Below are 26,699 nucleotides of genomic sequence, written 5' to 3' on the forward strand. Positions count from 1 at the left end.
TCAACCGACGCGCGTGGCGACGGCAGCATTTGCATGACTGGAATTAAGCAAGGAAATCGCTTCGGTAGCGGCCCGTGAGATGCGCTCGATAATCGCCGCGCCGACGATCTTGGCATCGACGAAATCGTCGGGCGCGCCGTAGACGCCGGTCGGGACGGTGACGGCCCCGAAAAAACCGAACAATGGCCGGAGCTGATGTTCGAGAACCAGGCCATGGTATGGACTTCCGCCGGTTGCCGCGAGAAGCACGGTCTTGCCCGTCAGTGCACGATGATCGACGAGGTCGAACAGGTGCTTGAGAGCGCCGGTGTAGGACGCCCGATAGACCGGCGTTCCGACCACGAGCAGGTCGGCCTTCTCGACACGCTGGATGATCGCTTCGCCAGACGCGCCGAGCGCACGACGAGACAGCCCGGCGAAAATCGAAGGCGCCGCCTCGGTGATTTCGATCACGCCGGTGTCTGCCGGGACGCGCAAGGCGACTGCCTTGACCAGCGCGTTGACCACCGCGGTAGTGCGCGATGGTGTGCTTACGCCGCCGGATATTCCGAGAACCGATAGCCTTGCCAACTCGTCAATCTCCCGGACCCTGCATGCGCATCGGGTCATTTCCAAACCGGGGCAGACGATATTCGACAAAATCTATAGAGATAAGGAACTACGTTCCGATTTTTCGGCCTCGCGGAGAAAAATGCCGTTCTGCTAATGGACGTAGCAATGTCCGTATAGCGAGCAGACCGAAGCTCAGGCCATCAATACGGCTTCGCATTCATCCATCACCATTTTCAAACGCGCCTAAGCCTTGGGCAATTAGGTTCGTTGCCATGACCAGTGAAACGATCGCGCCGGAATTGAAAACGACGACCCACCATTTACCGCCGGACAGGAAGCCGTAGCCGTCGGCGACGGCTAGCCCCCAATCGGCCGACGGCGGCTGGATGCCGAGGCCCAGAAAACTCAGCGTCGCGATCGAAAAGAACCCGTAGCCCAGCCGAGTGACGAACTCGATGAGGATCGTCTCCCTGATGTTGGGCAATATCTCCAGGAACATGATGGCGAGCGCGCCTTCGCCGCCAAGCCGGGCGGCGCTGACATAGTCGCGCTGCTTCTGCTCGCGCACGGCGGCGCGGACGGTGCGCGCCACCAGCGGCGCATAGGCGATGCCGATCACCAGGACGACGGTCAGGTTCGACGGCCCGATCGCCACCAGCGTCATGGTGACGAGAACGATGAATGGAAACGCCATCAGTGTATCGAGCAGCCGCGCGCCGATGGCATCGGTGAGGCCATCGAAATAGCCGAGCACCAGGCCGATGATGCTGCCGGCGGCAACGCCGACCAGCGTCGCCAGCGGCGCAACCAGCAGGATATCGCGCGATCCGACGATAATGCGGGACAGCACGTCGCGGCCGAGCTGATCGGTCCCGAACCAGTGCGAGGCATCGGGCGGCGTCAGCATCGCCAGAAAATCCTCGGCATAGGGATCATACGGAACGAAAAGATTGCCTGCTACCGCGCATATGACCCAGAACAGTAGCAGCAGCGTTCCGATCACGACCGATGGGGGCAGTCCGGAGAAGGCACTGCCGATCCTGCGCACCGCCGGAAAACCGGCCACGGCGCGCCGTGATGCGGGAAACTCCGTCAGATCCGTCATGGCGAGGTCCGACGGCGTTGCCGCGGATCGAGCAAGGCCAGCACGAAGTCGCCCGCCGCCGCCGAAAGAACAAAGATTGCCGCCATCACCAGCACCCCCGCTTCAAGCATCGGGAAATCTCGCGCCTTGGCCGCGTTCAGAACCAGATTGCCAAGTCCCTGGATGCCGAACAGCGCTTCGATCACAACCAGCCCGCCAAGCATGTATCCGGTCTGCGTCGCCAGCACCGCGATGGTCGGGGTCAGCGCATTGCGCAGCACGTGCCGAAGGATGATCTCGCGCCGCTCAAGCCCTTTCAGGACGGCGGTGCGTGTGTAGTCGGCGGCCATCGCCTCGATCACGCCGGCCCGCGTCATCCGGGCGATGTAGCCGGCAAGATTGAGCACCAGCGGCAGCGCCGGCAGGATCAGATAATAGCCTTGCGTCCAGAAGCCCGCGCCATCCGGCGCAACGCCTGAGATCGGGAACCAGTTCAGCCACAGGCCGAAAACGATGAGCAGCATCAGGCCGGACACAAAATCCGGGACGATGCCGAAGGAGACGCCCGCCATCACGATCAGCCGGTCGATGAGGCGGCCGGCGTTGAGACCGGCGATGACACCGCCGCCAACCCCGAGCGGAATGAGAAAGACCAAAATAATGCCGGCAAGGGATGCGGAGCGCTTCAGGCTCTCCAGCACGAACGGGGCCACCGGCGCGCGCATCGAAAGCGAGGTGCCGAAATCGCCTGACACCGCCTTGCTGAACCAGAGCCAATACTGGACGAGAACTGGCTGGTCGGCGCCCAGCCGCTTGTTCAGCTCCGCCACCGCCTGCGCGTCGGCAAACGGCCCGAGCATCACGCGGCCGACATCGCCGGGCAAAACCTGCCCGGCGAAGAAAACCAGGACACTGACAAGCCACAGCGTGAGGACGAGAGTGCCGACACGCGCTGGCAGAATGCGGCCGGTCAGCATGTCGCGATCATGCCTGGACGAAGGAAACGCGATCGAGCAGCAGATGCGAGATTGCGGTGAAGCGCACGCCCTCGACCTTCGAGCTGACAATCCGGCTGTATTGCGAGAAGTAGCTGATGATCGCCGGCGTCTCGTCAAGCAAAAGCGTCTGGATCTTGCCGGCAGCAAGGCGCTGGGCATTGAGGTCACGCGCCTTCGAGTAGTCGAGCAGCAGCGCATCATAGCCGGGGTTGTTGAAATGCGCCGCGTTCCAGGCTCCCGTACTCTTCAGCGTGGCGTTGAGGAAGATGTCGGGCGTGCCGCGATGGCCGTAGTCGGTGATGCCGAGAACCGAATCCAGCCAGGGCGAGCTGCCGAAGGTCGCCGAGCCGTAATAGGCGTCCTGCGGCAGGACATTGAGCTTGACATCGATGCCGACCTTCTTGGCGAAGTTCTGGATGATCACCGCATAGTCGGGAATGTCATAGGCGCGTTCGGTGGTCAGCGTCACCTCGAAGCCGTTCGGCACGCCAGCCTCGCCAAGCAGCCGCTTGGCCTCCGTGATATCGTGCTTGCGCTGCGGCACCGACGGATCGGCCGAAGGGAAGATCGGCGCGAACGGGGTGTCGTTGCCGACGATGGCGCGGCCCTTCAGCAGGCCCTTGACCACCGCCTCGCGGTCGATGGTGAGTGCCAGCGCGCGGCGGATGCGCTTGTCGGTGAACGGCGCCTGGTCGGTTCGCAGATGCACCTGATCATGCGAGCTTGCCTGCACGCTGAGCAGCTTGAAGGCGGGGTTGCCCTCGATCGCCAGTTCCAGGCGCGTCGTGCTCGGGATGACGTCGAGCTGGCCGGCCTGCAGCGCCAGCACCTGGGCCTGCTCGTCGTCGAAGAACTTGATCTCGACACGATCGGGAAGTGCCTTCTCGCCCCAGTAATCGGTGTTGCGCACGAAGCTGGCGCCTTGCTTGGGACGGAAGGATTCGAGCTTGAACGGGCCGGTGCCGTTGAAAGTCTTCTCGAAATCGCCGGCATAGTCGGCCGGCAGGATGACCGCATTGTAGACGTCGGAGGAGACATAGAAGGGAAAGTTGCTGTTGGGACCGTCGAGATCGAAGGCGACTGTCTGCTCGTCGACCAGTTTGGCGCCACCCTTGGACAGGATGCCCTTGTAGGCTGAGAGCGCCGACGAGCCGCTGGCCGGATCGACCAGCCGCTCGAAGCTCGCCACCACGTCCTTGGCGGTGACGGCGCGGCCATCGTGGAATTTCACTCCTTGCCGCAATTTGAAGGTCCAGCGGCTGGCTGTCTCGTCGGCCTCCCAGGACAAAGCGAGCTTCGGCTGGAGACCGTCCTTCGGATCGTCGAGGATCAGATATTCGCCGACCTGGCTGATCACCCCGATGCTGGCCGGATCGGTCACCGAAACCGGATCGATCGCCTTGGTCGGCTGACCGAGCCCGACACGAACCGTGCCGCCGGCGGCGGCCGCGGCGCGTGCGGCTCCGAACCCCTGCGAGGCGGCAAAGCCTGTCAGGCCGAGCAGTGCGGCGTATTTCAGGAGATCGCGGCGCTTGAGAAAGCCGCCCTGATATTCGTCGACGGCGACATTCCAGATGTCCCCCGACAGGCTGCGAAGTGCGTCGATATCCCTGCGTTCGGTCATGTTAAACCCTGCTTTGAAATGAAAATTAAAAATCTATGCGACGGGTTCGCCGTCGAGATGGATGCGGTCAACGGCCTGCGGATAGAAGGCGATGAGGCCTTTGATCTTCGGCATTTCGACGATTGGATCCCGGTAGCTCCAGGCGATGTCCGGGCGCACCGTTCCGTCGCTCAGCAGCCCCGACCAGTAGGAGGCAATGCCCTTGTAGGGACATCGCGTCGTTGTAACGGACGCCATCAGCCGCTCCAGCCGGATGTCTTCCGCCGGCAGATAGAAACGCGTCGGCAGATGGGTCTCGAACAAAAGCACCGGGCGGTGACTGTCGGCGATCGGCTCGCCGTCGAACCAGACCTGCACATGGCTCGTGCTTTGCAGCACATCAATGCGCGCATAAGGGTCTCGCGCATGGACGAAGACCTCTTCGTCCTCCTCGAACCATTGGTCGACGGCCTTCCAGGTGAAGGCGATCCGCCCGGCCAGGGACGCCAGCGCTTCGTCCGGCGGCGAGATGAACGCCCACGCCGCGTTGGCACTGCGCCTGTCGCCGCTGTCGATATCCCAATAGGCCGTCTCGCCACCGACTGGATGCGGTTCGCGATGCAGCGAGGGCTTCAGCACCGACGGATCTACCGCTGACGGCGGGAAGAAATAGATCGGCAGGAAATGGTTGGAGCGCAGCACCAGCACGTTGCGGCTGTCGGCGATGGTGCGGCCGCCGAATTTGACGCGCACACGCTTGGGACTGTGCAGGACATTGACGAGCTGCGGCGCGGTGGCTTCGCGAGGCTGCAATCTTGGCGCGACGGTCATGATCGTTCTCCCGGTCAGGACACGGCGCGTGCGTTGTCGCGCTGCTCGGCGAAGCGGTTTGCCGGCCGCGCCAGACCGAAGCGGTCACGCAGCGTTCCCGGCGCGTATTCGGTCGGGAACACGCCGCGGCGCTGCAGCTCCGGCACCACCTGCTCGGCGAAATTCACCCAGTCCTCGGGCAGCAGCGGGAACATCAGGTTGAAGCCGTCGGCGGCGCCTGAAACGAACCAGTCCTGCAACTGGTCGGCGATCTGTTTGGGCGTGCCGGCGACGGTCGGCACCGAACCGCTGTTGGCGAGCTTGCGGGCGATGTCGCGTAGGCTGAGATTCTGCTTCGACCATTCCTTGACCCGGTTGAGCGATGTCCGTCCGCCATTGAAGGTGCTCTCGTCCGGCAGCGGCGGCAGCGGCCCGTCTGGCGGATAGACGGAGAGATCGATGCCGCTCCAGCTGGACAGAAGGTCGATGCCGACCTGATCGGGCAACAGGGTCTGGAGGTATTCCTGCTTTTCGCGGCCTTCCGCCTCGGAAGCGGCGACAATCGGCAGAATGCCCGGCAGGATCTTGAAGCTCTCCGGCTTCCTGCCATAGCGGGCGAGGCGCTCGTTGATGTCCTGCCGGTATTTGATGCCGTCTTCCCTGGTGCTGTAGATGGCGAAATGCACGTCGGCCTGGGCGGCGGCGAAGTTCTTGCCGTCCTCGGACGAGCCGGCCTGGACGATCAGCGGGTGGCCCTGCGGCGGCCGCGAGACGTTGAGCGGCCCGCGCACCTTGAAGTGCTTGCCCTTGTGATCGATGGGGTGGACCTTGTCGGGATCGGCGAAATAGCCCGCCTCCTTGTCGATCAGCAGCGCCTCGTCTTCCCAGCTGTCCCAAAGCGCCTTGACGATATCGAGGAATTCGGCCGCGCGCTCATAGCGGAACGCATGTTCTATGTTGCCGTCGCGGCCGAAATTGCGCGCCTCCTCGTCCATGGCCGATGTGACGACGTTCCACGACGCCCTGCCCTTGCTGATATGGTCGAGCGAGGCGAACATGCGCGCAACATTGTAGGGCTCGCTGTACGAACTCGACGCCGTGGTGATCAGGCCGATGTGTTTGGTCACGCCGGCCAGTGCCGACAGCAGCGTCAATGGCTCAAGGCGGGCATTGGCGTAGTGGGCGACACCGCTCTTGACCGAATCCCAGATCGAAACGTGGTCGGCGACGAAGATGGTGTCGATCCTGGCCCGCTCGGCCGCCTGCACGAGATCACGGTAGAACTCGAAGTCCAGCACCTCCCGGCCCGGCGCCCGCGGATGGCGCCACGACATCCGATGATCGCCCTGCGGGTTGAAGAAAAATGCGCTGAGGATCATGTGGTCTCGAGCCATGCCAGTCTCCTTCCAGATCTGCCCTGGAGCCAAATCTGCTCCGGAGATTGTCGCGCTGCTTCGGCAAGCGGCGACAATCGCTCTTGAGCCATGAAAGTTAGATTGCGCTCCGGCTTAATTCTAGTAATTTTATAGAGATAAAGCATTGCAAAAGTGGAAGCGATTGCCCTCGATCGCGACGCTGGAAGAAAGTGGTTTCAAGCTCCCAATGTCCTCATCAGTTCTGAACGTAGAGCAGCTTTCTATCACCTATGAAGGGCGAAAAGGATCGCATCCCGCCGTCAGCGGCGTATCACTGCACATAGGGGAAGGCGAAGCACTCGGCCTGGTCGGCGAATCAGGATCGGGAAAAAGCTCGGTGGCGCTCGCCATACTGCGCTATTTGCCGAAAAACGCCCGGGTCGCGGCGTCAGCGCTTGAATTCCAGGGACGGGAAATCCGCGAACTCTCAGCGGAACAGCTTCGCAAGCTGAGGGGCGACCATATCGCCGCCGTCTACCAGCATCCGGGTGCGGCGCTCAATCCGGCGATGACGATCGGCCGGCAGATCATCGAGACGATCCTGCGGCATCGCCCGGTTCGCCACGAGGAGGCCCGCTGGCGCGCCGCCGATCTGCTAGAGCGTGTCTGGGTCGGCAATCCGGACCGGATGCTCGAGCTTTATCCGCACGAGCTTTCCGGTGGCATGCAGCAGCGCGCCAACATCGCCATCGCGATTGCGCTCGACCCGTCGCTGCTGGTGCTGGACGAGCCGACGACGGCGCTCGACGCCAGCGTCCAGTCCGAGATCATCGCCATCCTCTCCGGCCTGCGCAGGGACCACAAGACCAGCATTCTGCTGATCAGCCACGACATCAACATGATCCGCCGCTCCTGCGACCGGGTGGCGGTGATGCAGTCGGGAACCGTGGTCGAAAGCGGCGCCGCCGGCGATATCTTCGACAACCCCTCTCACGCCTATACGAAGGCGCTGATCGCCTCGATCCCGGCGCTCAACTACACGAAGCGGAATGGAAGACTGGCGGAGACGGACGGCCTGCCATCGCACTCAGCGGTCCAGAATGAAGATGCCGGCGAGCGCAAAGAACGCCGAATCGCGATCGCCTGCAAAGGCATCAGCCATGCGTTCGGCAGCCAGGCGGTGCTGCACAATATCGACTTGCAGATCGGCCAGGGCGAGACATTCGGGCTGATCGGCGAGTCCGGTTCCGGCAAGTCGACCCTGGCAAGGATCGTCACCGGCCTACAGATGCCGAGCGAGGGGGCTGTCGAGCTATTCGGCAAGACGGTTGCGCCGCGCGTCGAGAAGCGGGCGCCGGGCGACCGTCGCAACGTGCAGATGGTCTTCCAGTCGCCGGATCGCACACTCAATCCGCGACACAGGATCGGCAGGATTCTCAGTCGTCCGCTGTGGCGGCTTGCCGGCCTCAGCCGCGGTGAGGCGGTCCAGCGCGTCGGCGACCTGCTGCAATCAGTCCGGCTGGGCACCACCACGGCTGAGCAAAAACCGCGCTCGCTTTCCGGCGGCCAGCGGCAAAGGGCGGCGATCGCACGGGCCTTCGCCGGCGTGCCGAAGGTCGTCGTGCTCGACGAACCCACTTCGGCGCTCGACGTTTCCGTCCAGGCAACTGTTCTCAACCTGCTCAACGACCTGCAGCGCGACAAGGACACGACCTATCTGTTCATCAGCCACGATCTCAGGGTCGTGCGCTACATGGCCGACAGGATCGGCGTGCTGTACCGCGGCCGCCTGGTCGAAACCGGCTCATCCGACCAGATTTTTCACGGACCCAATCATCCCTATACGAAACTGCTGCTGGCGGCGTCTTCAGACGATGCAGCGCCGAAGATCATCTCTCAGGCCGACATCGCGGCGGGCCCGAGCCAGGGATGCGCCTTCGCCGGCCGTTGCTCGCTCGCTGTTGCCGATTGCTGGAAAGCCGAACCGCCCCTCAGCCAAGCTGGCGACGAGCACCTGATCGCATGTTGGCGGCTCGACCAAGGTTCATGAAGGACGGATCATCATTCTGAAGATCCGTCGCGCTCGCGAGGAAGGCGCGATGGAGCTGATCCCCGTCGCAAAGTGCCAAGAGACCGGGAGCTGCGGCCGTTCGAGGCGCGGATAGCAGGAAGCTTGGCGATCAAGCATCCACCGTAGTCACAGGCAAGCTCGCATGGTATTTCGTCTGAGGCTCGCTCCTTACAAGCCAATGTCTACAAGTTTGATAGACATTTGCTAAGAAGCCGGTCATACTGCCCGCTTCAAGTGCCTGACTTTTCGCCGTCCATGTTCGCAGGATCAGGAGATGACGATGACGCAGACATTTCTGGAAGCCGTTCCGGGCTGTATCAGGATCGTGATCGGCGCCCTTTTCCCGCCCATGGAGCGTTCACGTTATGCGCCGGATCAGGCGCAGGCGGACGACGCTTCTGACTCCGAGGCGAAATTTCGCCGCTCAGGACGGGATGAAGCCTTCTATTGGGGCATCGGCACTTGCGGCTATTGGGTAGGCGCCCGTCGCATCCGGCCATAGACCAATCATCGAAATGCGGGGGTTACCTGGCAGCATTGGCTGGCTGCCGCGATCCAGGAGGAGACCGATGACCACACGCCTTTTACCCGCACTGCATGAGGGCCATGCTCCGATTCATTTGCACGGAGCCTTCGACGATGCCTTGGAAGCTTACCAAACCTGGATTCCGGGAACGGACGAGCCGCACGTGGAATTTGAGGACCAGATGGTGCCGATCAGTTCGGTCTTCGGCCGCATGCGGACCTGCACCGATATTCTTCCTTGGCGCATCGAGGGCGATGTCCTAGAGGTTGTCGGCAATGCACTGGTTTTCGGCGGCGAAAAGGCGATCACTTACGCCGATGCCGCTCTGGTCCTTCGCGCTTTGTGCGTGAAGCGGCTCCGGAGCGGCGACGTCGGCAACTAACAGGCGACGCTGCATAGGTTCCCGTCAAAGCCCGAGGATGCGGGCACAAGGCAGCTCGGCTCCGTATCATTCAGCCGGTATGCGTCGCGATCTGCCCTGATAGCCTCTATTTGCTCAGTCGGTCATGCGCGGCGATGGCCATAGCTCTGCATGGTGCGGATAGACTGGTGCTGCGAGAGAGGATTGAACTCTCGACCTCTCCCTTACCAAGGGAGTGCTCTACCACTGAGCTACCGCAGCCGCCGATGGCGGGGCTTCTGCCATATCGAACCGGCAAGCGCAAGGCCAAGACAAAGACGGGTTGAAAGGCCGCACCGGGCGATCGTTGCGGACATGGCCGTGCCACAATGTTGGCTATCCCTTGATCCGCACCGGCGGGTCGCCGGCCGGGGACAGAACGATGAACGGCAAGACAGTTTCTCCGAACAAGGATGGATCACCGAAGAAGGATGGTTCAGCGAAAAAAGCCGGAACGGGCCGCAAGGACCGGCTGGCCGAGCAGTTGCGCGCCAACCTGCAGAAGCGCAAGGCGCAATCGCGGTCGCGACGGACCGGCGACGCCGATAAGCGGCCGGAGGGGCTGCAAGCGGTGATGAAAAAAGATTAACGCGAATCGGCTATGTTGGTCGCCGGTACTTTGGCCAAGTCGGCGTGGGCCAAAGTGGGGAGTAGCCTGTTTCTTGAACCAAGCCGGCCAATGGTCTAGATGGCCGCAACAGACTCAACCGATTTAAACCGGCCTTGGCGCCGAGGGGACGCTCTTCATGGATCGCATCAGAATTGTTGGCGGCAACAAGCTTGCCGGAAGCATTCCGATCTCGGGCGCGAAAAACGCTGCGCTGCCGCTGATGATCGCCGCGCTTTTGACCGATGACACGCTGACGCTGGAAAACGTGCCGCATCTGGCCGATGTCGAGCAGCTGATCCGCATCCTCGGCAATCACGGCGTCGACTATTCGGTCAATGGCCGCCGCGAAAAGCAGCAGGAAGGCTATTCGCGCACCATCACTTTCTCGGCCCGCAACATCGTCGACACGACGGCGCCTTACGAGCTGGTGTCGAAGATGCGGGCGTCGTTCTGGGTGATCGGACCGCTGCTGGCCCGCATGGGCGAAGCCAAGGTGTCGCTGCCCGGCGGCTGCGCCATCGGCACGCGGCCGGTCGACCTCTTCCTCGAAGGCCTGCAGGCGCTGGGCGCCGATATCGACGTCGACACCGGCTACGTCATCGCCAAGACCAGGAACGGCCGGCTTGTCGGCAACCGTTATGTGTTCCCGAAAGTTTCGGTCGGCGCCACCCATGTGCTGATGATGGCGGCCTCGCTGGCCAAGGGCGAGACGGTGCTCGAAAACGCCGCGCGCGAGCCGGAGATCGTCAACCTCGCCGAATGCCTCAACGCCATGGGCGCGAAGATCTCGGGCGCCGGCACGGCGACCATCACCATCGACGGCGTCGAGGCGCTGTCGGGTGCTCGCGTCAGGGTGATCCCCGACCGCATCGAGACCGGCACCTATGCGATGGCGGTGGCGATGACCGGCGGCGACGTCGTGCTGGAAGGCGCGCGGCCCGACCTGTTGCAGACGGCGCTCGACATCATTTCGCAGACCGGCGCCGAGATCACGCAGACTAATTCCGGCATCCGCGTCAGGCGCAACGGCGCCGGCATTTCGCCGGTCGATGTGACGACGGCGCCCTTCCCGGCGTTCCCGACCGATCTTCAGGCGCAGTTCATGGGCCTGATGACGATGGCCAAGGGCAAGTCGCGCATCACCGAGACGATCTTCGAAAACCGCTTCATGCACGTCCAGGAACTCGCCCGGCTCGGCGCCCACATCACGCTGTCCGGCCAGACGGCGATCGTCGACGGCGTAGCGAAGCTGAAGGGCGCGCCAGTCATGGCGACCGATCTTCGCGCCTCGGTGTCGCTGGTCATTGCCGGCCTTGCTGCCGAAGGCGAAACCACGGTCAACCGCGTCTACCATCTCGACCGCGGCTTCGAGCGGCTGGAGGAAAAGCTGTCTGGCTGCGGCGCGGAGATCGAGCGCATTTCGGGGTGACCATAGCAGGCTCAGGTCGGCGCTGCCCCTCATCTGCCTGCCGGCATCTTCTCTCCGTATAGGGACGGGGAGAAGGGACGCCTCGCGAAGGATTTCGCCAATCTCCAGCGTTGCGGGAGGGTGCCGAGGTTGCGGCCAGCCCCTTCTCCCCGTCCCTATACGGGGAGAAGGTCCCGGCAGGGGGATGAGGGGCAGCGCCGACTGGGGCGATTGCCTGGACAAGACCTCCGGCGCGGTTGCACGAGCAGGAAAGACCGCCTAACAGAAGGTCGAATAATCAACTCGCAGGTGCGAATTCCGCATGAATGGCCTCAAGCTTGTCGCGCTCGACGATCAGGATCTGAGCATCATCTCGGCGCATGTCCAGGATGCCGTCATGAAGGTCAGCGATCTCGAATACCTGCCTTCGGTAAAGCGCTTCGTGCTGACCATGAACCGCTTCGTCTGGGAGGCGAAATCCGGCTTCTTCCGCCAGCACAATGAGCGGCGGCAGGCCGTGCTGCATTTCGACCGGGTGCTCGGCGCCAAGACCAGCGGCATTGCCCGCGATAAGCCGGACGAGGTGCTGTCACTGCTGGCGATCAGCTTTCTCGCGCTCGACAAACCGGCCGGCATCGTCGAGCTGATCTTTTCGGGCGGCGGCGCGATCATGCTCGATGTCGAATGCATCGAGGCGCGGCTTGCCGATGTCGGCGGCGCCTGGGAAGCGACGTCGCGCCCGGTCCACAGGGTCTGATGTGATGGTTATCACGCTTCGCCAGTCCGACGCCGATTTCGAGCAGCGCTTTGCCGCGTTCCTGCTGACCAAGCGGGAAGTCTCGGCCGATGTCGACGCCGTGGTGCGCGAGATTATCGCCAAGGTGCGTGCCGAGGGCGACGCGGCGCTGGTCGGGTACACGCAGAAATTCGGCGGCGGCGACCTGGCCAGGCTCGGCATCGCCGTCTCCAGGGACGACATTGCCAAGGCTTACGAGGCCGCCGATCCGCAGACGGTCGAGGCGCTGAAATTCGCGCGCGAGCGCATCCGCGCCCATCATCGGCGGCAGCTGCCGCAGGACGACCGCTACACCGATGCCGCCGGCGTCGAGCTCGGATCGCGCTGGACGGCAATCGAGGCCGTCGGGCTCTACGTGCCGGGCGGCACGGCGAGCTATCCGAGTTCGGTGCTGATGAACGCGGTGCCGGCCAAGGTCGCCGGCGTCGAGCGCATCGCCATGGTGGTGCCGGCCTCTGGCGGCGAGGTGCCGCCGCTGGTGCTGGTGGCAGCCGACCTTGCCGGTGTCTCCGAAATCTACCGCGTTGGTGGCGCCCAGGCGATCGCGGCCCTTGCCTATGGTACCGAAACGATAAAGCCCGTCGCCAAGATCGTCGGCCCTGGCAATGCCTATGTCGCGGCGGCCAAGCGCCAGGTGTTCGGCACGGTCGGCATCGACATGATCGCCGGGCCGTCGGAAGTGCTGGTTGTCGCCGACGGCAGCAACGATCCGGACTGGATCGCCGCCGACCTCCTCGCCCAGGCCGAACATGATGTGTCGGCGCAGTCGATCTTGATCACCGACGACCGTGCCTTTGGCGCAGCGGTCGAACAGGCGGTGGAGCGGCAGTTGCAGAACCTGCCGCGCGGAGAAACGGCGGCGGCGAGCTGGCGCGATTTCGGCGCCGTCATCCTGGTGCCGACGATCGAGGCAGCACTGCCGCTGGTCGACCGAATCGCGGCCGAACATGTCGAGCTTGCCATCGACGACCCAGAGGCGTTCCTGGCGCGGATGCGCAATGCCGGTGCGGTGTTTCTCGGCCGCCACACGCCGGAAGCCATCGGCGACTATGTCGCCGGCTCCAATCACGTGCTGCCGACGGCGCGCTCGGCGCGCTTTTCGTCCGGGCTTTCGGTGCTCGATTTCGTCAAGCGCACTTCGATCCTGAAGCTCGGGCCGGAGCAGTTGCGGGCACTGGCGCCGGCGGCGATCACGCTCGCCAAGGCGGAAGGCCTCGATGCGCATGGACGCTCCGTCGCCATCCGGCTGAACATGTAGAAATGTCCGACTACGACCAAACCCGCGCCAGGCTGATCGATGTCGAGCTCGACGAGACGATCGGCCGCTCGACGCCCGATGTCGAGCATGAGCGGGCGGTGGCGATCTTCGACCTGATCGAGGAGAACCGCTTCCAGCCGGTCAATGACGACGGCGCCGGGCCATACCGGCTGAAACTGTCGCTGGCCGAGTCCCGGCTGGTGTTCGCGGTGACGCGCGAGGACGGCGCAGCCGTGGTCACCCACATCCTGTCGCTGACGCCGCTTCGGCGCATCGTCAAGGACTACTACATGATCTGCGAAAGCTATTACGATGCCATCCGCACCGCGACGCCAAGCCATATCGAGGCGATAGACATGGGCCGGCGCGGCCTGCACAATGAAGGCTCGCAGAGGCTGATGGACCGGCTTGCCGGCAAGATCGAGATTGACTTCGACACGGCGCGCCGGCTGTTCACGCTGGTTTGCGTGCTGCACTGGCGAGGCTGAAACTGGCCGCCCCGCTGCCCCGCCAGATCCTGCCCCGCTCGATCCTGTTTGTCTGCGGCATGAACGCCGTGCGCTCGCCGATGGCCGAATTGCTGGCGCGCAAGGTGCTCCCGCCTACCACCTTCGTCGCCTCGGCGGGAGTGCGCGGCGGCGAACGCGATCCGTTCGTCGATGCCGTGCTGGCCGAAGAAGGGCTGTCGTTGGGCGAACGGCACCCGAGAACGATGGATGACCTCGAGGACGATTATTTCGACCTGATCGTCACGCTGGCGCCGGAAGCCCACCACATCGCGCTCGAACTCACCCGCTCGCTGGCCGTCGAGGTCGAATATTGGCCGATGCCCGACCCGACCGGCGTCAGTGGCACGCGCGAGCAGATCATGGCCGCCTACCGCGACGTGCGCGAGCGGCTGAAGGCGCGGATCGGCCGCCGTTTTCTCGGCAACGGGGCTGAAAACGCCGCGGATTAAGCATGTTCACAAGCGGGCGTTTATCATATAGGTTCCGCGCAACTTTCCGGCCGGGGCGCTGGAAGTACCCATCCAAGCAAAGGTATCGAATGCCGAAGGAAGAAGTCCTCGAGTTTCCGGGTGTCGTGACGGAACTGCTGCCCAACGCGATGTTCAGGGTCAAGCTCGAAAACGAACATGAAATCATCGCCCATACCGCCGGCCGCATGCGCAAGAACCGCATCCGCGTTTTGACCGGCGACAAGGTCCTGGTCGAGATGACGCCCTACGACCTGACCAAGGGCCGCATCACCTACCGCTTCAAGTAAGTTCAAGGACCCGGCCGGGATCGCGATGGGCATTTTGCAGAAGCTCGTGCTTGCCTCGGGTTCGCCACGCCGGATCGAGCTGCTGCAGCAGGCCGGCATCGAGCCGGACCGTGTGCTGCCGGCTGATGTCGACGAGACCCCGCTGCGCGCCGAACACCCGCGTTCGCTGGCCAAGCGCCTGGCGATGCAGAAGGCCGAGAAAGCGCTGGCCTCGCTGAAAACCGAGACGGACTACGCGCCGAGCTTCGTGCTGGCGGCCGACACGGTGGTTGCCGTCGGGCGACGCATCCTGCCCAAGGCCGAGACGCTCGACGACGCCGCCAACTGCCTTGGGCTTTTGTCCGGCCGTTCGCACCGCGTCTATTCCGGCATCTGCCTGATCACACCTGGCGGCAAGCAGCGCTTGCGGCTGGTCGAGACCAGGGTGCGCTTCAAGCGGCTGCCGCGCGAGGAGATCGAGGCCTACATCGCATCCGGAGAATGGCGCGGCAAGGCCGGTGGCTATGGCGTCCAGGGGCTTGCCGGCGCCTTCGTCGTCAAGCTTGTCGGCTCCTACACCAACGTCGTCGGCCTGCCACTCTACGAGACGGTAGCGCTTTTGAGCGGCGAAGGGTTTAAGGTGCACGCCAACTGGCTGTCGGGTGCGCGGATATGAGCCCGGACGACAAGGTCACGCCGTTGCGGCCCAAGCGGCCCTGCCCCGAATGCGGCAAGCCATCGGCGCGCGAAACCTACCCGTTCTGCTCGACGCGCTGCAAGGACATCGACCTCAACCGCTGGCTGAAGGGGGTCTACGTCATCCCGGGCCGCGACGACGAGGATGAGAACGACGACCAGAAATAGCACCGTCCACCTGCGGTTTTCCACAGGCTTGGGACGGTTTCGCAGCCGCGATCGTGACGATGATCGGCCTTGCGGACTGCCTGTCGTTTCCCGCCTGAAATCAATGTCCAGAACTTGTTCCATCCGGACACTGTCGGACGGAACAGCTTCTGGCGTTTTGTCTGAGCATGATCTTTTCCGAAAACCGGATTCCACTTTTCGGGATCATGCTTTTTATCTGAGCATGATCTTTTCCGAAAACCGGATTCCACTTTTCGGGATCATGCTCTAAGCGCTGGACAGGCCGGATTCCCGTGCTATAACCCACGCGCTTTCAAGGGGTGCCGACGGCGCTTTCATGAACCCGGTGTGCAGATTGCCGCCCACCGGAGCAGGCCCAGATAGCTCAGTTGGTAGAGCAGCGGACTGAAAATCCGCGTGTCGGTGGTTCGAATCCGCCTCTGGGCACCATTTTTCCCTGTACGGCTCGGAGACATGGGTAACAGTTTGTACCTAAGACATGGGTGACAACCTCGCGCCGATCGGATTGTCGATGGCGTGCAAGAATTATCGGGACCATGGCGCCAGCGGCTCCTGCTCGGCCAAATGTCAATGGAGAGCATCTTCGGCATCTTGCATCCCGCTCTGGCCATAACCGGTCTACAGACCGAGGGCGCAGCCGTCCTTGCGCGGTTCAGAACCGCCCAGCAGGGTCCCGTTTGCCCAATCGATGCGAATGGCCTGCGCACCGCCGATCGGGTCCGTGGCGGGAATGATTTCGAAACCGCGTCGGCTAAGTTCAGCTACGGTTTCGCCAGCGAGCCCGTGTTCGGCCTGGACGTTCATGGTGCCGCTGACGGGGGCGACCCGCGGCAGATCAATCGCTTCCTGCAGATCCATCCCGAAGTCGAGCACCTTCGTCAGCAGGTGCGCGTGGCCCATTGCCTGGTAGTAGCCACCCATAACGCCGAAAGGCATTTCTGCCCGGCCGTCTCTCGCAAGCATCCCGGGTATGATGGTATGCAAAGGTCGCTTGTTCGGCGCCACTGCATTGGGGTGCCTGGGGTCAAGCGAAAAGCTTTGTCCGCGATTGTGCAAGACGACACCGGAGCGTGGCGAGACCAGGCCCGAGCCAAAGCTGTCGAAGACCGAGTTGATGAAACTGACCGCATTGCGGTCCTTATCGACAACGGAAATATAGACCGTGTCGCTGTGCAGCGGCATATCGAAGGCCGGCAGGTCCGCGCGGGCGCGCTTTAGGTCAATCATGCCGGCCAGACGATCGGCCCAGGCATTCGACAACATGTCGGCCACCGGGACCTCGGACGTGTCGGGATCGGCGACGAGCAGGTCACGCGCGGCGTAAGCGAGGCGTGTTGCTTCGATTTCCAGGTGAAGCCGGTCCGCGGATTGCGGGTCGCCGTGCGCTTCGAAGCGCGAGAGGATGTTTAGAATGAGCAGCGCGATCACACCCTGGCCATTCGGCGGACATTCGAACACATCGCAGCCTCGAAACGCCGTGCTGATCGGGGTCACGTATTCGCCTGTTGCCGAGGCGAAATCTTCGAGTGTGTGCAATCCGCCGAGCCCACGAAGATAGACGACCATGTCGTCGGCCACAGGGCCAGTGTAGAAGGCCTCTCGTCCCTTCTTGGCGATCAGCCGCAGCGTTGCAGCCAACTCAGGCTGGCGATGCACTTCGCCAACGCCTGGCGCGCGGCCGTTTGGCAGGAAAATCCGTTTCGCGGCTACATCGGAGGCCAGAAGTTCTTCTTCCAACGCCCAGTCACGATGGACCCGCGGTGAAATGGCGTACCCTTCCTCGGCGAAACGTATAGCGGGGGCCAGGATTTGATCGAAGGGCATATGTCCATGATCAGTGTGCAATCTGGTCCAGGCATCGATGGCTCCCGGGATGGTGACGGAGCCAGGAGAATTGCGGGCCACCTCCGCCATGCCACGTTCGAGGAACCAGTCAATTGTGAGGGCGGCGGGTGTCCTGCCCGATCCGTTGTAGGCGATGACCTCGCCGGATCCGTTTCGCGACAGAAGAGCGAAGCAGTCGCCTCCAATGCCGGTCGAGGCTGGCTCGACGACACATTGCACCGCGCAGGCTGCGATGGCGGCATCCATGGCGTTGCCGCCGGCCGCCACGATCTCCACCGCCGTCAGGGTCGCCGACGGATGAGAGGTGGCGGCCATGGCCTCGCGTGAAACGACGACCGAGCGCGTTGGTTTCTCAAAATTTCGCATGCTATGCCCTTCTGATCGTGCTCAAGAGGCGGCGTCGCTCATCGTCGAGGGGCGGTGCCGCAGATGCCGCGACATCCAGTATTCGAGTGCCGCCAAGGCACGGATGATCGCGAAGTTCAAAGTGAGATAAATGGCGCCCGCGCAGATGAAGACTTCAAAGGCGCGGTAGGTCTGGGAGATCAATCCCTGGGCAATTCCAGTCACCTCCATCAAGGTCACGATGGAAGCCAGAGACGTGCCCTTGATCATCAGGATGATTTCATTGCCGTAACTCGGCAGCGCCTGGCGAAAGGCCAGCGGCAGGATAACGTGCCGATAGGTCAAATAGGTGGACAGGCCGACAGACCGGGCCGCCTCGACAAGGCCGCGTGGCACCGATTGAATCGCGCCGCGGAGGATTTCGCTGCCATAGGCGGTGGTGTTGAGTGTCAGCGCGATGATTGCGCACCAGTAGGGTTCGCGGAAAACGGCCCATAATCCAATTGCCGACAGTTGGTGCCGGAATTGACCAAGGCCATAATAGGTCAGAAAAATCTGCACCAGCAGAGGCGTGCCCCTGAACACGGCAACGAAGCCACGGATCGGCAAGACGACGAAGGGCGATTCCGATTGCTGGGCAAGCGCCAATGTGACGGCAAGAATGAAGCCGGCAACGATGGAAGTCAGGGCCAGTTCCATCGTGAGCGGCAGGCCGGCGAGTAGCTTCGGCAGGATCTCGAGGAAAAAACTGAAATCTATCATGCCGACCGGACGCGCCACGGCGCCTTCCGTTCCAGACGGTAAAAGGCGTGGCCCGTGACGGAAGCGATAGCCAGATAGAGCAAGGCTGCAGCAATGTAGAAAATGAACGGTTCACGGGTCGAACCTGCAGCGATCTGCGCCTGGCGCATCAGTTCAACGAGGCCGATTACCGATATCAGCGACGAGTCCTTCAGAACCAACTGCCACACATTGCCGAGACCTGGCAGCGCGTATCTCAGGAGCTGGGGAAAAATAACCTGTCGCAGCCGCTGCAGCCGGTTGAGACCAAGCGCGCAAGCGGCATCGTGCTGTCCCTGGTCGATGGCGACGTAAGCCCCTCGATAGACCTCGGCTTGATAGGCGCCCGAGATGATCGCGATCGCCAAGGTTCCGGTGGCAAAGGCCGGAACGCCGACGAATCCGGACCCGCCCAGGCTATGACCAAGCGAGGTCAGGGCGACGCTACCTCCATAGTAAAGCAGATAAATGGTCAGAAGGTCGGGCACGCCCCTGAAAACCGTGCAATAGCCAAGGGCCAAGAACCTCAATATTTTGGAGTTGCGGAGACGCCCGGCCGCTGCCAGACCGCCAAATACAGCGCCAAGCGCAAAGCCCAGCACAGACAGGAGCACTGTGACCGAGGCCGCCATGAGAAGAGCAGCCCCCCAACCTCCGTGCTGGAAACCAAGCAGCCGGAATGCGTCAACCATTGATACCCCCGGCATTGATACCCCGGCAGGACGAACGGCTCAGCTCCGGAACGTGGTCAGGAATGGCCGTTCGCCGGCAAGCGCTTACTTGACTGGAGTGACGTCGCTCTTGAGCCCATTTAAGCGACAGGGTTTTGATCGTGCCGTCGGCGGTCGCGGCGTCGATGGCGCCGTTGAGCATGTCTTTCAGCTTGGTGTCCTCTTTGCGGATGCCGGCCCCGGAGCCAAGACCGAAGAGGCCCCCGACAAATCCTGGTCCTGCAAGCGTATAGTCGCTGAACTCCGGCTTGCTCAGCGTGGCGGCCAGCGCTGTCTGTTGCGCGAAGAGCGCGTCGATGCGACCCGCGGCAAGATCGAGATCGTGTTGCTCGGTGGTCTTGTATTCGCGAATCTCGGCGACGTCCGAGAAGTATTTTTTCAGGAATTCCAGGTTCGCCGTTGCAGCCTGAACTCCAATGATCTTTCCCTTCAGCAATGGCTTGAGCTTGTCGATTGCCGCCTGCGAAGAGGCTTCATTGTCCAGCTTGAACCGCTCGTTGGAAATGCCGAGCTTGCCCAGTTCGCTATCCTTGGCGACCGCGAAACCTGAGGGGTCAACCGCATATGGCTGGGTAAAATCAATGACCTTCAGACGTTTTTCAGTGATGAACATGCTCGCCATGATCACGTCGAACTTGCCGACGGTCAGCGCGGGGATCATGCCGTCCCAGTCCTGTGCGACGATCTTGCACTCGATCTTCATTCGCCCGCACAGATCATTGGCGAGATCGACTTCGAAGCCGTCCAGCTTGCCGTCGGCTGTTGTGAAATTCCAGGGCGCGTAGGCTCCTTCGGTGGCAATGGTAATTGCCTTTGGTGTTTCTTGTGCAACGGCGGCCTGGACCAGGCCGAACAGGACCGACGCAATGGCTGCGATGCGGCTAATTTTCATGTCATTCTCCTCTTTTTTGCCGGTACGGCAGTTCCCTTTCGTCGTGCCGGATTATCTTCCGGCTTCAACGAGTTAGATGGTATTCCCTAGCGGGACTTGCGAAGTTGGCCAGAAGCGGCGCTGTCTCGACGATATGATCCCGCATGACGATCTCAGCCTTGCCGGCGTCACCTGACCGCAGCACGTCGATCAGGATCTCGTGCTCGGCACGCGCGCTGGCGGGCTTGTCGACATAGTCGAACCAGATGCGCAGGTAGGGTTCGATCACGACGTGCAGGCTGGCAATCTGCCGGACGAGTTTGGGTCGGTTGCTCAGTTGGCAAATCTGCAAATGGAAGGCCTGATGGCGCACGACCCAGTCGCTGCTGCCGGTCTGGCTGGCGCGCTCCATGCGGTCCAGCTGGCGTTCCAGTTCTTCAAGCACTTCGGCATCGATGTGCGGCATGGCAAGCCTCACCGCCAGCCCTTCGAGCACCGAGCGTATTTCAAAGGTTTCGTAGATCTCATCGAGGGTAAGCCCGGCGACGATGCAGCCACGGTTCGGGCGAATGACCACAAGACCTTCCGCGGCCAGTTGGCGGAATGCTTCGCGAACCGGCATGCGGCTCATGCCGATTTCCGTCGCGATCTCTTCCGGGATCAGCCGGTCCCCGGCCCGGTAACGCCCCATCCTCAGGGCCCGCTGAATGTGGCGATAAGCCTCCTCCTCGGCGGTCGTGATGCCCAACGGCTCGATTGCGTCAGCTGCCATGTCCCTGGTCCGATCAGAGCGTATCTGTGTATCCACTTATCCAGTTATCGAAACCTGTGTCAAGCACCGATGCTTGGGCGCTTTAGAATTTCTCTTGTGAGAATAAGCACTTGGCAGGGGAAATCGGGCTAAGCACACCGTGATCGGCTAAGCCGCTGATCGGCCTACTTTTCAACGTCCGGCAAAAGGCCCGCCGCTCCATTTGCGAAGCGGCGAGGCCCCATATTCGGGGACGATTGCCGGGATTTCCCGGCATTGCCTGCAGTGCAATTCAGGTGCCAGATTTGTTCATCCAAAACGGGTCACCGCACCGGAGGCGCCAACGCGGACCTTCCGCGATCACGCTACTGCCGCGCTTTGCCGTTCCTGCTATGTTACTTTGCGGCGGACGTAATTTTTCCGCCTGGCCGGCGCCCCATCAGGCAACTTACCCCAACGCGCCCCCCAGTGGCGCCGGCCAATTTCCCCTTATTGGGGCACGGGCGCGCCGATTCCGTTATGCGCTTTCGAGCTATGGCAATCCGCCGGCGAGCCGCCTTGTCCAGCTTGCAACCATCAGTCCGCACGCGATTCCCGCGCAGTCGGCGACCCAGTCGAATAGATCCGGGTCGCGCCCTATCAGTCGCACGGCTTGAAGCCCCTCGATCGCCGCACCCGTGAGAACGAGGAGTACGATCAGCTTCGCCTTGCGTTCCGGCCAGCCGAAACTTCCGAGAGCCGCCAGGACGACGAAGGCGGCGGCGTGATTGAGCTTGTCGTGATCAGACGTGAAAGCCAGGCCAAGGCCCCGCAGGAGTTGCTCCGGCAAAAGGGCGAACAGCAGAACGCCGGCAAACGCGGCCGGAAAAGCAACCCTTGCCACGATCTGATAAGAATCCAGGCGCGACAAGGGTAGAATAGCCTTTCATCCGAAATCTGCAGGGAGCATCGGCCGCCATAGTCGCGAGCGAGCGCGGTGTCCAATTTCCGCCGTCGGGGCGTCCGATGCATCGTCAGAATGAATGAATGCCGCGGTTCAGCCGCTGGGCAGGCCGAACTGCTGGGGAGGGCTCTGCAATGGTGCGGCTTCCGCGATCACGCAATTACCTGCTGCGCCGGCGCGGCTACAATCTGGCTGCGGCGGACCTGATTTCCGCTTGGCCGGCGCTGCGTCAGGGCACCTTACCCCATGCCACACGAAGCGGCGCCGGCCAGAATTCCATCGATTGCGTGATGACCGACCCGCGTCAAAAAAGCCCGCCGCCCTGTCGGACGACGGGCTCCGTTGCCTGGGCGCCAGGGCGCCGCGGTAGCGACAGATGTTACTAATGCTCCCGCAGGCCTCCAATATGCTGCTGCCGAACGGTGTTGTGCATCGGCTAAACAAACGAAGCCCGCGCCTCTGGCGGAGGGCGCGGGCCGATCGGGTTGCACCCGATCTGCAGCAGAAACCTGGGAGGTTCCCGCTGCTTAAGATAACAATTAGAGATTTCTAATGTTCCGCGCCAGGGGAAGTTGCCGCTGCATCAGAAATCTGATGGTCGGCGCGATGATGATCGAGCCGTCAGTTCGTGCGCAAGTCGATCCGGAAAATCCGCTCGTCGAAGTGCCGCGTTTCAACGGCAAAGGTCAAAGCCACTTCAAGGACCAGACCGCCGCGGTCGTCCCGGACCTTGACTGCAATCCTGCGATGAGGAAGGCCATCCCTGGCCATCTCGGCCAATGTGCGAAGGGCTTCTTTCCTGACCAGCGGGAGATCGTCATATAACGTTCCCTGATCGTCGGAATAGACAATTCCGTCTTCATCGGAATCGAAGAAGTAGCGGGGCATTGCGCTTGGCCGAAGCGGCGGCATCCGGGCACGTTGTCGATAGCTGGCCGGATCTCGGCCGATCGCGATCAGTGCCTTTCCACCGTTGGCTTCGCCGCCAGCTCACTTGCGCTCGCGCAATGCCTTCACCGCCTGCGAGAGGATCATCCGGTCGCCGCCGGTCCTTTTGATCAGCTTGCTTACCTGGCTGGGCGAAACACCATTTTCCCGCGCGAAATATTCGACCTCATAATATTCATCCGCCGAAACGCGATTGCGGTCGCTGAAGTCTCGCTTGCTCTTGTCATCGGCCATTTCCGCTCTCCTCGCCCCTTCTCTTCGCTTCAGGGGGTCAACTTTGGTGCACGCAGCAATTTGAGGGTTCGCCCGCCACAAAGTGACGCGCGAACCCTTATCGGCGCAGGAAGGGACAGTGCTGCGCAGATGCCGGGTTCGATCGGAATGGAAACAGCCAGGACCGGTGCGAGCAACCGTCGACCTTTTCCATGGAATCCTCCCGGAACGTGCAGCCAGCAACGGCCACGCGCCGCCACGGTTCCGGGTCACGCGGCAAACCCACCCTTTGCGCGCAAGGATCAGACTTAGGTCCTGCGGCAACACGTCGGTTGGTCCCTGCCGGGCGGGACCGAAGCCCCGTCGACGGAACGTTTTCAGCTGCCTTCCGTTCGAGTGAGCCTTGGCGTGAAGAGCGGACCGAGTTCGCAAAGGAGACGACCATGAGAATGCATCTTTCCACCGCGGTGGCGGGATTTTTGCTGCTGGCAGGCATCGGCGCCGCTGCGGCGCAAGACGTTGTCATCGAACCGCAGCAGGAAACGATCATCAAGGAGTATGTGAAAAAGCAGCCGCTGGCCTCGGTGAAAATCCCTGGGGTGGAGCTCAATATCGGCTCGACGCTCCCCGATACCGTCGAGCTTCATGAAGTCCCCAACGTCAAATACCGCTATGTCGTCGTCGACAACCGCACCGTCGTCGTCGACCCAGGCACGCGCAAGATCGTCAAGATCATCGAGTGACGTGAAAGCTCGGGCAGTCGTCGCCCGCCGCTCGGAAATGCGCGGCGGGCGACGTATGCGTTAGGCGGTTCCTCGGCGTCGTCGCTCAGCAGGAACCCGCCGCACCGTCGAGGGCCGGGGGGCCTCACAGGCAGTTTCAATGCGAACAATCAGCAGACTTTTTGATTCCCATGACCAGGCGGCGCGAGCCGTCGAAGCACTTCAGGCGGCAGGAATTGCGCGCCACCAGATCAGTATCATCGGACCCTACGACGACGAAATCGGCGCCGTCTTGCGCGGTCCAGGCACCGGTGCCGCCCTCGGCGCGGCGGCGGGTTTGTTGGCCGGCCTCGGCGCCTTCGATATCCCCGGCATCGATCCGCTCGGCGCGGGATGGCTGGCATCGGTCCTCGTCGGTGCAGTCTTGGGCTGCGTTGCCGGTAGACTTTTCGGCGCATTGTCCGATATCGGCAAGCTGCCAGGCAAGCCGGATGCCGCACAAGGTGTGATCCTGCTGCTGGCGCATGTCGATGAAAGGCAGGCAGACAGCGCACAGGCGGTGCTTGGGGCTTCCGTTCAGGCAACGCAGTCTTTGGCCAGGGCGGCATGAAGATTCAGCTCGGGCAAAGCGCTTGACCAGGCCGCGCAGCGGGGCGGCGATCCAATCGCGAATTCAAAAATCTCTGGCAAGCCGCCGCCAGAAAGTGTTGAACACCGTGCCGATCACATTCGGCGAGCGGTTGCGCTCGGCGAGGCTTGATGATTTGCTGTCGGTTTGCGGAGAACGAATAATGCATGAGCCTGTCGGTCAAGACGAATATGGGTCGACCAGCCCGTTCGATCCGGACGATCTATCGAGGTTGAACGCAATCGGCCCGAGCGCCGGCAGCAACGATTTCGAAAAATACGCAGTCGCCGTGATCATCGTGTTCGGCGCCCTGATCATCGGTGGCCTGATGGCTGCCGGCTTGAGCTTCGGGCGCCGCAGCACCTTCTTTTTCGCGCTTGGTGGCGCCACCGCGGCATGGATATCCGGCAATGCGCTTCTGCTCGACCGGCCACGCATCTACGCCCTGTTCGTCGGCATCGCGGCGCTGATGCTGATAGCGTCCACGATCGCGCTGGTCACCTGATTCAGAGCGAAATCATCTTGTTGGCCATGATCTTATCCGAAAAACCGATTCCCACTTTTGGGGTCTAATACCCGATAGCCTTGCCGGATGCCGCGCGGCTGTCGATGGCGCCATTGTAGCGGGCGCCGCCGCCCTTCTCGATTTCCGCCAGGCTCTTGCCGCCGACCAGGATGCCGGCCGCCTGGCCCCAGGTCGTGTCGGCAAGATCGAGGTGGTAGCCCATGCCGGTGAGCAGCTTTTCGGTATCGGGCGACAGGCCGAACGGTTCGATATAGACCGTGTCAGGCAGCCATTGGTGATGGATGCGCGGTGCGTCGATGGCCTCCTGGATGTTCATACCGTGGTCGACGACGTTGACGATCGCCTCCAGCGTGATGGTGATGATGCGTGAACCGCCGGGGCTGCCGATGACCATGAACGGCTTGCCGTCTTTGGCGAGGATGGTCGGGCTCATCGAGGACAGCGGCGTCTTTTTCGGCGCGATCGCATTCGCCTCGCCCTGGACCAGGCCATAGAGATTGGGCACGCCGGGTTTCTGGGTGAAATCGTCCATCTCGTTGTTGAGCAGGATGCCGGTGCCGGCGGCGACAACGCCGGCGCCGAAAGAGCCGTTCAGCGTGTAGGTTACCGCGACGGCATTGCCATCATTGTCGATGATCGAAAAATGCGTCGTCTCGTTGCTCTCGCCAAAACCCTTCGGCATCAATTCCTGCGAGACGCCGGCCCGGAACGGATCGATCTTTTCGCGAATTTCCCTGGCGTAATTCTTGTCGAGCAGTTTTGCGACCGGATTGTCGATGAAACCGGGATCGCCGAGCGCCGAATTGCGGTCGACATAGGCGTGGCGCATCGCCTCGACCATGACGTGAACCGTCTCGGCCGAACCGGCGCCGAGATAGGACAACGGATAGAACTCAAGCACGTTGAGGATCTCGCAGATGATGACGCCGCCGGAGCTCGGCGGCGGCGAGGAAATGATCTCGTAGCCGCGATAATTGCAGGTCACCGGCTTGAGCTCGCGCACCGCATAGCTTTCGAAATCAGCCCTGGCCAGAATGCCGCCCTTCTCGCCACTCGCCTTGACGATGGCGTCGGCGGTCGCGCCTTTGTAGAAGGCATCCGCCCCGCGTTCGGAAATGGCGGCAAGCGAAGCCGCGAGATCGGGCTGAACAAGGCGCTCGCCGACAGCATAGGGCTTGCCGTCCGGCTTGAGGAAAATGGCCGCCGCCGCTGGGTCCCTTGCCAACCGCTCCGCGCCGCCCTGGAGCGAGGCCGCATCGCCCTGCTCCAGCACGAAGCCTTCCTTGGCAAAGCGGATGGCCGGAGCCAGCAAGTCCTGCCGCGACAGCGTGCCGTATTTCTCCCGCGCCATCTCGAAACCAGCGACCGAGCCCGGCACGCCGACCGCCAGATAGCCGTCGAGACTGGCGCCTTTTACCGGCTTGCCGTCCTTGTCGAGATACATGGTTTTGGTCGCGGCCAGCGGCGCGCGCTCGCGAAAATCGAGGAAGGTCGAGCGGCCGTCCTTGAAGCGGATGGTCATGAAGCCGCCACCGCCGATATTGCCGGCGGTCGGATAGACCACGGCCAGCGCATAGCCGACGGCGACCGCGGCATCGACCGCGTTTCCGCCCCTCTTCAGCACCTCGACGCCGACCTCAGACGCAAGATGCTGGGCGGTCACCACCATGCCGAGCTCGCCCTTCGCCGGCTGCGGCGAGGCGGCATAGGCGAGGAAGGGTACGAAGGTCAGGGTGAGGGAAAGGCTTACGGCAATCAGCGTCCGGCAGAAATTGTGCATGGCCGTGCTCCGAGG

The 26,699-nt window shown here is 62.4% G+C and carries 30 protein-coding genes and 2 tRNA genes; 16 read left to right on the forward strand and 16 right to left on the reverse strand.

What is annotated here, in order from left to right:
• The 6 genes from msuE to NKH93_RS05800 form a co-directional block, all read right to left on the reverse strand.
• Entirely contained in the window at nt 1–570 is a 570-nt protein-coding gene (msuE, locus tag NKH93_RS05775; protein WP_352772567.1) for an FMN reductase, read from the reverse strand.
• Nucleotides 571–769: 199 nt separating this feature from the next.
• Complete coding sequence (locus NKH93_RS05780; protein WP_352969577.1) at nt 770–1,657, reverse strand: ABC transporter permease; 888 nt, start codon at nt 1,655–1,657, stop codon at nt 770–772.
• Nucleotides 1,654–2,613: an ABC transporter permease gene (locus NKH93_RS05785; protein ID WP_352969579.1), complete on the reverse strand. Its 960-nt coding sequence runs from the start codon at nt 2,611–2,613 to the stop codon at nt 1,654–1,656. The genes NKH93_RS05780 and NKH93_RS05785 overlap by 4 nt, the downstream gene beginning before the upstream one ends.
• A gap of 7 nt (nt 2,614–2,620) precedes the next feature.
• The gene (locus tag NKH93_RS05790; RefSeq protein ID WP_352969581.1) at nt 2,621–4,258 is read right to left on the reverse strand and encodes an ABC transporter substrate-binding protein; all 1,638 of its coding nucleotides are present in this window, start codon (nt 4,256–4,258) and stop codon (nt 2,621–2,623) included.
• A 33-nt stretch (nt 4,259–4,291) separates the two neighbouring features.
• Nucleotides 4,292–5,068, reverse strand: a complete 777-nt coding sequence (locus NKH93_RS05795; RefSeq protein WP_352813648.1) for a DUF427 domain-containing protein — start codon at nt 5,066–5,068, stop codon at nt 4,292–4,294.
• 14 nt (nt 5,069–5,082) lie between these two features.
• Nucleotides 5,083–6,441, reverse strand: a complete 1,359-nt coding sequence (locus tag NKH93_RS05800) for an LLM class flavin-dependent oxidoreductase (RefSeq protein ID WP_352470158.1) — start codon at nt 6,439–6,441, stop codon at nt 5,083–5,085.
• A gap of 208 nt (nt 6,442–6,649) precedes the next feature.
• On the opposite strand from NKH93_RS05800, the gene NKH93_RS05805 reads away from it, so the two are divergent.
• From NKH93_RS05805 to NKH93_RS05815, 3 genes are all read left to right on the forward strand, one after another.
• A complete protein-coding gene (locus NKH93_RS05805) occupies nt 6,650–8,452 on the forward strand; it encodes a dipeptide ABC transporter ATP-binding protein (RefSeq protein WP_352969583.1) in 1,803 nt (600 codons plus the stop codon).
• Nucleotides 8,453–8,747: 295 nt separating this feature from the next.
• A complete protein-coding gene (locus tag NKH93_RS05810) occupies nt 8,748–8,975 on the forward strand; it encodes a hypothetical protein (protein WP_352541336.1) in 228 nt (75 codons plus the stop codon).
• A gap of 67 nt (nt 8,976–9,042) precedes the next feature.
• Complete coding sequence (locus tag NKH93_RS05815; RefSeq protein WP_352613946.1) at nt 9,043–9,381, forward strand: BRA0787 family protein; 339 nt, start codon at nt 9,043–9,045, stop codon at nt 9,379–9,381.
• Between the two features lie 165 nt (nt 9,382–9,546).
• Here the strand turns inward: NKH93_RS05815 and NKH93_RS05820 are convergent.
• Nucleotides 9,547–9,621, reverse strand: a tRNA-Thr gene (locus tag NKH93_RS05820).
• A 160-nt stretch (nt 9,622–9,781) separates the two neighbouring features.
• Here NKH93_RS05820 and NKH93_RS05825 point away from each other — a divergent pair.
• From NKH93_RS05825 to NKH93_RS05870, 10 genes are all read left to right on the forward strand, one after another.
• Complete coding sequence (locus tag NKH93_RS05825) at nt 9,782–9,988, forward strand: hypothetical protein (protein WP_352920614.1); 207 nt, start codon at nt 9,782–9,784, stop codon at nt 9,986–9,988.
• 157 nt (nt 9,989–10,145) lie between these two features.
• A complete protein-coding gene (gene murA / locus NKH93_RS05830; protein WP_023677408.1) occupies nt 10,146–11,438 on the forward strand; it encodes a UDP-N-acetylglucosamine 1-carboxyvinyltransferase in 1,293 nt (430 codons plus the stop codon).
• 301 nt (nt 11,439–11,739) lie between these two features.
• Nucleotides 11,740–12,174: a DUF2948 family protein gene (locus NKH93_RS05835; protein ID WP_352470153.1), complete on the forward strand. Its 435-nt coding sequence runs from the start codon at nt 11,740–11,742 to the stop codon at nt 12,172–12,174.
• A 4-nt stretch (nt 12,175–12,178) separates the two neighbouring features.
• The gene (gene hisD / locus NKH93_RS05840; RefSeq protein ID WP_352969585.1) at nt 12,179–13,471 is read left to right on the forward strand and encodes a histidinol dehydrogenase; all 1,293 of its coding nucleotides are present in this window, start codon (nt 12,179–12,181) and stop codon (nt 13,469–13,471) included.
• A 2-nt stretch (nt 13,472–13,473) separates the two neighbouring features.
• Nucleotides 13,474–13,959, forward strand: a complete 486-nt coding sequence (locus NKH93_RS05845) for a UPF0262 family protein (protein ID WP_352470151.1) — start codon at nt 13,474–13,476, stop codon at nt 13,957–13,959.
• Nucleotides 13,947–14,429: an arsenate-mycothiol transferase ArsC gene (locus NKH93_RS05850; protein ID WP_502893829.1), complete on the forward strand. Its 483-nt coding sequence runs from the start codon at nt 13,947–13,949 to the stop codon at nt 14,427–14,429. The genes NKH93_RS05845 and NKH93_RS05850 overlap by 13 nt, the downstream gene beginning before the upstream one ends.
• 89 nt (nt 14,430–14,518) lie before the next feature.
• Entirely contained in the window at nt 14,519–14,737 is a 219-nt protein-coding gene (gene infA / locus NKH93_RS05855; RefSeq protein ID WP_006200926.1) for a translation initiation factor IF-1, read from the forward strand.
• A 25-nt stretch (nt 14,738–14,762) separates the two neighbouring features.
• Nucleotides 14,763–15,392: a Maf-like protein gene (locus NKH93_RS05860; protein WP_352969587.1), complete on the forward strand. Its 630-nt coding sequence runs from the start codon at nt 14,763–14,765 to the stop codon at nt 15,390–15,392.
• The gene (gene yacG, locus NKH93_RS05865; protein ID WP_023677402.1) at nt 15,389–15,580 is read left to right on the forward strand and encodes a DNA gyrase inhibitor YacG; all 192 of its coding nucleotides are present in this window, start codon (nt 15,389–15,391) and stop codon (nt 15,578–15,580) included. The genes NKH93_RS05860 and yacG overlap by 4 nt, the downstream gene beginning before the upstream one ends.
• Before the next feature lie 374 nt (nt 15,581–15,954).
• A tRNA-Phe gene (locus tag NKH93_RS05870) sits at nt 15,955–16,030 on the forward strand.
• 189 nt (nt 16,031–16,219) lie between these two features.
• On the opposite strand, the gene ggt (NKH93_RS05875) is transcribed toward NKH93_RS05870, so the two are convergent.
• The 8 genes from ggt (NKH93_RS05875) to NKH93_RS05910 form a co-directional block, all read right to left on the reverse strand.
• On the reverse strand, nt 16,220–17,812 hold the full coding sequence (gene ggt / locus NKH93_RS05875) for a gamma-glutamyltransferase (RefSeq protein WP_352969589.1): 1,593 nt from the start codon (nt 17,810–17,812) through the stop codon (nt 16,220–16,222).
• 21 nt (nt 17,813–17,833) lie between these two features.
• Nucleotides 17,834–18,553 (reverse strand): ABC transporter permease, encoded by a 720-nt coding sequence (locus NKH93_RS05880; protein WP_352969732.1) that lies wholly within the window; start codon nt 18,551–18,553, stop codon nt 17,834–17,836.
• Nucleotides 18,550–19,263, reverse strand: coding sequence for an ABC transporter permease (locus tag NKH93_RS05885; RefSeq protein ID WP_502896431.1), 714 nt, complete (start codon nt 19,261–19,263; stop codon nt 18,550–18,552). Before NKH93_RS05885 ends, NKH93_RS05880 begins: the two co-directional genes overlap by 4 nt.
• Nucleotides 19,256–20,194, reverse strand: coding sequence for a transporter substrate-binding domain-containing protein (locus NKH93_RS05890; RefSeq protein ID WP_352969591.1), 939 nt, complete (start codon nt 20,192–20,194; stop codon nt 19,256–19,258). The genes NKH93_RS05885 and NKH93_RS05890 overlap by 8 nt, the downstream gene beginning before the upstream one ends.
• A 64-nt stretch (nt 20,195–20,258) precedes the next feature.
• Nucleotides 20,259–20,945 carry a GntR family transcriptional regulator gene (locus NKH93_RS05895; RefSeq protein ID WP_352969593.1) on the reverse strand — a complete coding sequence of 229 codons (687 nt, stop codon included), beginning with the start codon at nt 20,943–20,945 and terminating at the stop codon, nt 20,259–20,261.
• 511 nt (nt 20,946–21,456) lie between these two features.
• Nucleotides 21,457–21,807, reverse strand: coding sequence for a VanZ family protein (locus NKH93_RS05900; RefSeq protein WP_352969595.1), 351 nt, complete (start codon nt 21,805–21,807; stop codon nt 21,457–21,459).
• A 681-nt stretch (nt 21,808–22,488) separates the two neighbouring features.
• Nucleotides 22,489–22,755 carry a DUF6894 family protein gene (locus NKH93_RS05905; protein WP_352501726.1) on the reverse strand — a complete coding sequence of 89 codons (267 nt, stop codon included), beginning with the start codon at nt 22,753–22,755 and terminating at the stop codon, nt 22,489–22,491.
• Nucleotides 22,756–22,857: 102 nt separating this feature from the next.
• The gene (locus NKH93_RS05910) at nt 22,858–23,049 is read right to left on the reverse strand and encodes a DUF3606 domain-containing protein (protein ID WP_023719459.1); all 192 of its coding nucleotides are present in this window, start codon (nt 23,047–23,049) and stop codon (nt 22,858–22,860) included.
• A gap of 422 nt (nt 23,050–23,471) precedes the next feature.
• Between NKH93_RS05910 and NKH93_RS05915 the strand changes: the two genes are divergently transcribed.
• From NKH93_RS05915 to NKH93_RS05925, 3 genes are all read left to right on the forward strand, one after another.
• Nucleotides 23,472–23,771: a DUF1236 domain-containing protein gene (locus NKH93_RS05915; protein WP_352470142.1), complete on the forward strand. Its 300-nt coding sequence runs from the start codon at nt 23,472–23,474 to the stop codon at nt 23,769–23,771.
• Between the two features lie 139 nt (nt 23,772–23,910).
• On the forward strand, nt 23,911–24,360 hold the full coding sequence (locus tag NKH93_RS05920) for a hypothetical protein (RefSeq protein ID WP_352775778.1): 450 nt from the start codon (nt 23,911–23,913) through the stop codon (nt 24,358–24,360).
• A 181-nt stretch (nt 24,361–24,541) separates the two neighbouring features.
• Entirely contained in the window at nt 24,542–24,883 is a 342-nt protein-coding gene (locus NKH93_RS05925) for a hypothetical protein (protein ID WP_292663955.1), read from the forward strand.
• A gap of 64 nt (nt 24,884–24,947) precedes the next feature.
• On the opposite strand, the gene ggt (NKH93_RS05930) is transcribed toward NKH93_RS05925, so the two are convergent.
• Complete coding sequence (gene ggt, locus NKH93_RS05930; RefSeq protein ID WP_352969598.1) at nt 24,948–26,684, reverse strand: gamma-glutamyltransferase; 1,737 nt, start codon at nt 26,682–26,684, stop codon at nt 24,948–24,950.
• Nucleotides 26,685–26,699 lie beyond the last annotated feature (15 nt).

The sequence above is a fragment of the Mesorhizobium sp. M0954 genome (assembly GCF_040319155.1).
Taxonomy (GTDB): Bacteria; Pseudomonadota; Alphaproteobacteria; order Rhizobiales; family Rhizobiaceae; genus Mesorhizobium.

Coding starts and splice junctions, on each gene's coding strand:
- ggt (WP_352969589.1), bottom strand. CDS start 17,812: ATGCGAAATTTTGAGAAACCAACGCGCTCGGTCGTCGTTTCACGCGAG.
- ggt (WP_352969598.1), bottom strand. CDS start 26,684: ATGCACAATTTCTGCCGGACGCTGATTGCCGTAAGCCTTTCCCTCACC.
- NKH93_RS05835 (WP_352470153.1), top strand. CDS start 11,740: ATGAATGGCCTCAAGCTTGTCGCGCTCGACGATCAGGATCTGAGCATC.
- NKH93_RS05920 (WP_352775778.1), top strand. CDS start 23,911: ATGCGAACAATCAGCAGACTTTTTGATTCCCATGACCAGGCGGCGCGA.
- NKH93_RS05885 (WP_502896431.1), bottom strand. CDS start 19,263: ATGGTTGACGCATTCCGGCTGCTTGGTTTCCAGCACGGAGGTTGGGGG.
- NKH93_RS05880 (WP_352969732.1), bottom strand. CDS start 18,553: ATGATAGATTTCAGTTTTTTCCTCGAGATCCTGCCGAAGCTACTCGCC.
- NKH93_RS05780 (WP_352969577.1), bottom strand. CDS start 1,657: ATGACGGATCTGACGGAGTTTCCCGCATCACGGCGCGCCGTGGCCGGT.
- NKH93_RS05860 (WP_352969587.1), top strand. CDS start 14,763: ATGGGCATTTTGCAGAAGCTCGTGCTTGCCTCGGGTTCGCCACGCCGG.
- NKH93_RS05805 (WP_352969583.1), top strand. CDS start 6,650: ATGTCCTCATCAGTTCTGAACGTAGAGCAGCTTTCTATCACCTATGAA.
- NKH93_RS05845 (WP_352470151.1), top strand. CDS start 13,474: ATGTCCGACTACGACCAAACCCGCGCCAGGCTGATCGATGTCGAGCTC.
- murA (WP_023677408.1), top strand. CDS start 10,146: ATGGATCGCATCAGAATTGTTGGCGGCAACAAGCTTGCCGGAAGCATT.
- hisD (WP_352969585.1), top strand. CDS start 12,179: ATGGTTATCACGCTTCGCCAGTCCGACGCCGATTTCGAGCAGCGCTTT.
- NKH93_RS05895 (WP_352969593.1), bottom strand. CDS start 20,945: ATGGCAGCTGACGCAATCGAGCCGTTGGGCATCACGACCGCCGAGGAG.
- NKH93_RS05795 (WP_352813648.1), bottom strand. CDS start 5,068: ATGACCGTCGCGCCAAGATTGCAGCCTCGCGAAGCCACCGCGCCGCAG.
- NKH93_RS05815 (WP_352613946.1), top strand. CDS start 9,043: ATGACCACACGCCTTTTACCCGCACTGCATGAGGGCCATGCTCCGATT.
- yacG (WP_023677402.1), top strand. CDS start 15,389: ATGAGCCCGGACGACAAGGTCACGCCGTTGCGGCCCAAGCGGCCCTGC.
- NKH93_RS05825 (WP_352920614.1), top strand. CDS start 9,782: ATGAACGGCAAGACAGTTTCTCCGAACAAGGATGGATCACCGAAGAAG.
- NKH93_RS05810 (WP_352541336.1), top strand. CDS start 8,748: ATGACGATGACGCAGACATTTCTGGAAGCCGTTCCGGGCTGTATCAGG.
- NKH93_RS05790 (WP_352969581.1), bottom strand. CDS start 4,258: ATGACCGAACGCAGGGATATCGACGCACTTCGCAGCCTGTCGGGGGAC.
- NKH93_RS05890 (WP_352969591.1), bottom strand. CDS start 20,194: ATGAAAATTAGCCGCATCGCAGCCATTGCGTCGGTCCTGTTCGGCCTG.
- infA (WP_006200926.1), top strand. CDS start 14,519: ATGCCGAAGGAAGAAGTCCTCGAGTTTCCGGGTGTCGTGACGGAACTG.
- NKH93_RS05800 (WP_352470158.1), bottom strand. CDS start 6,441: ATGGCTCGAGACCACATGATCCTCAGCGCATTTTTCTTCAACCCGCAG.
- NKH93_RS05785 (WP_352969579.1), bottom strand. CDS start 2,613: ATGCTGACCGGCCGCATTCTGCCAGCGCGTGTCGGCACTCTCGTCCTC.
- NKH93_RS05915 (WP_352470142.1), top strand. CDS start 23,472: ATGAGAATGCATCTTTCCACCGCGGTGGCGGGATTTTTGCTGCTGGCA.
- NKH93_RS05910 (WP_023719459.1), bottom strand. CDS start 23,049: ATGGCCGATGACAAGAGCAAGCGAGACTTCAGCGACCGCAATCGCGTT.
- NKH93_RS05905 (WP_352501726.1), bottom strand. CDS start 22,755: ATGCCCCGCTACTTCTTCGATTCCGATGAAGACGGAATTGTCTATTCC.
- NKH93_RS05925 (WP_292663955.1), top strand. CDS start 24,542: ATGCATGAGCCTGTCGGTCAAGACGAATATGGGTCGACCAGCCCGTTC.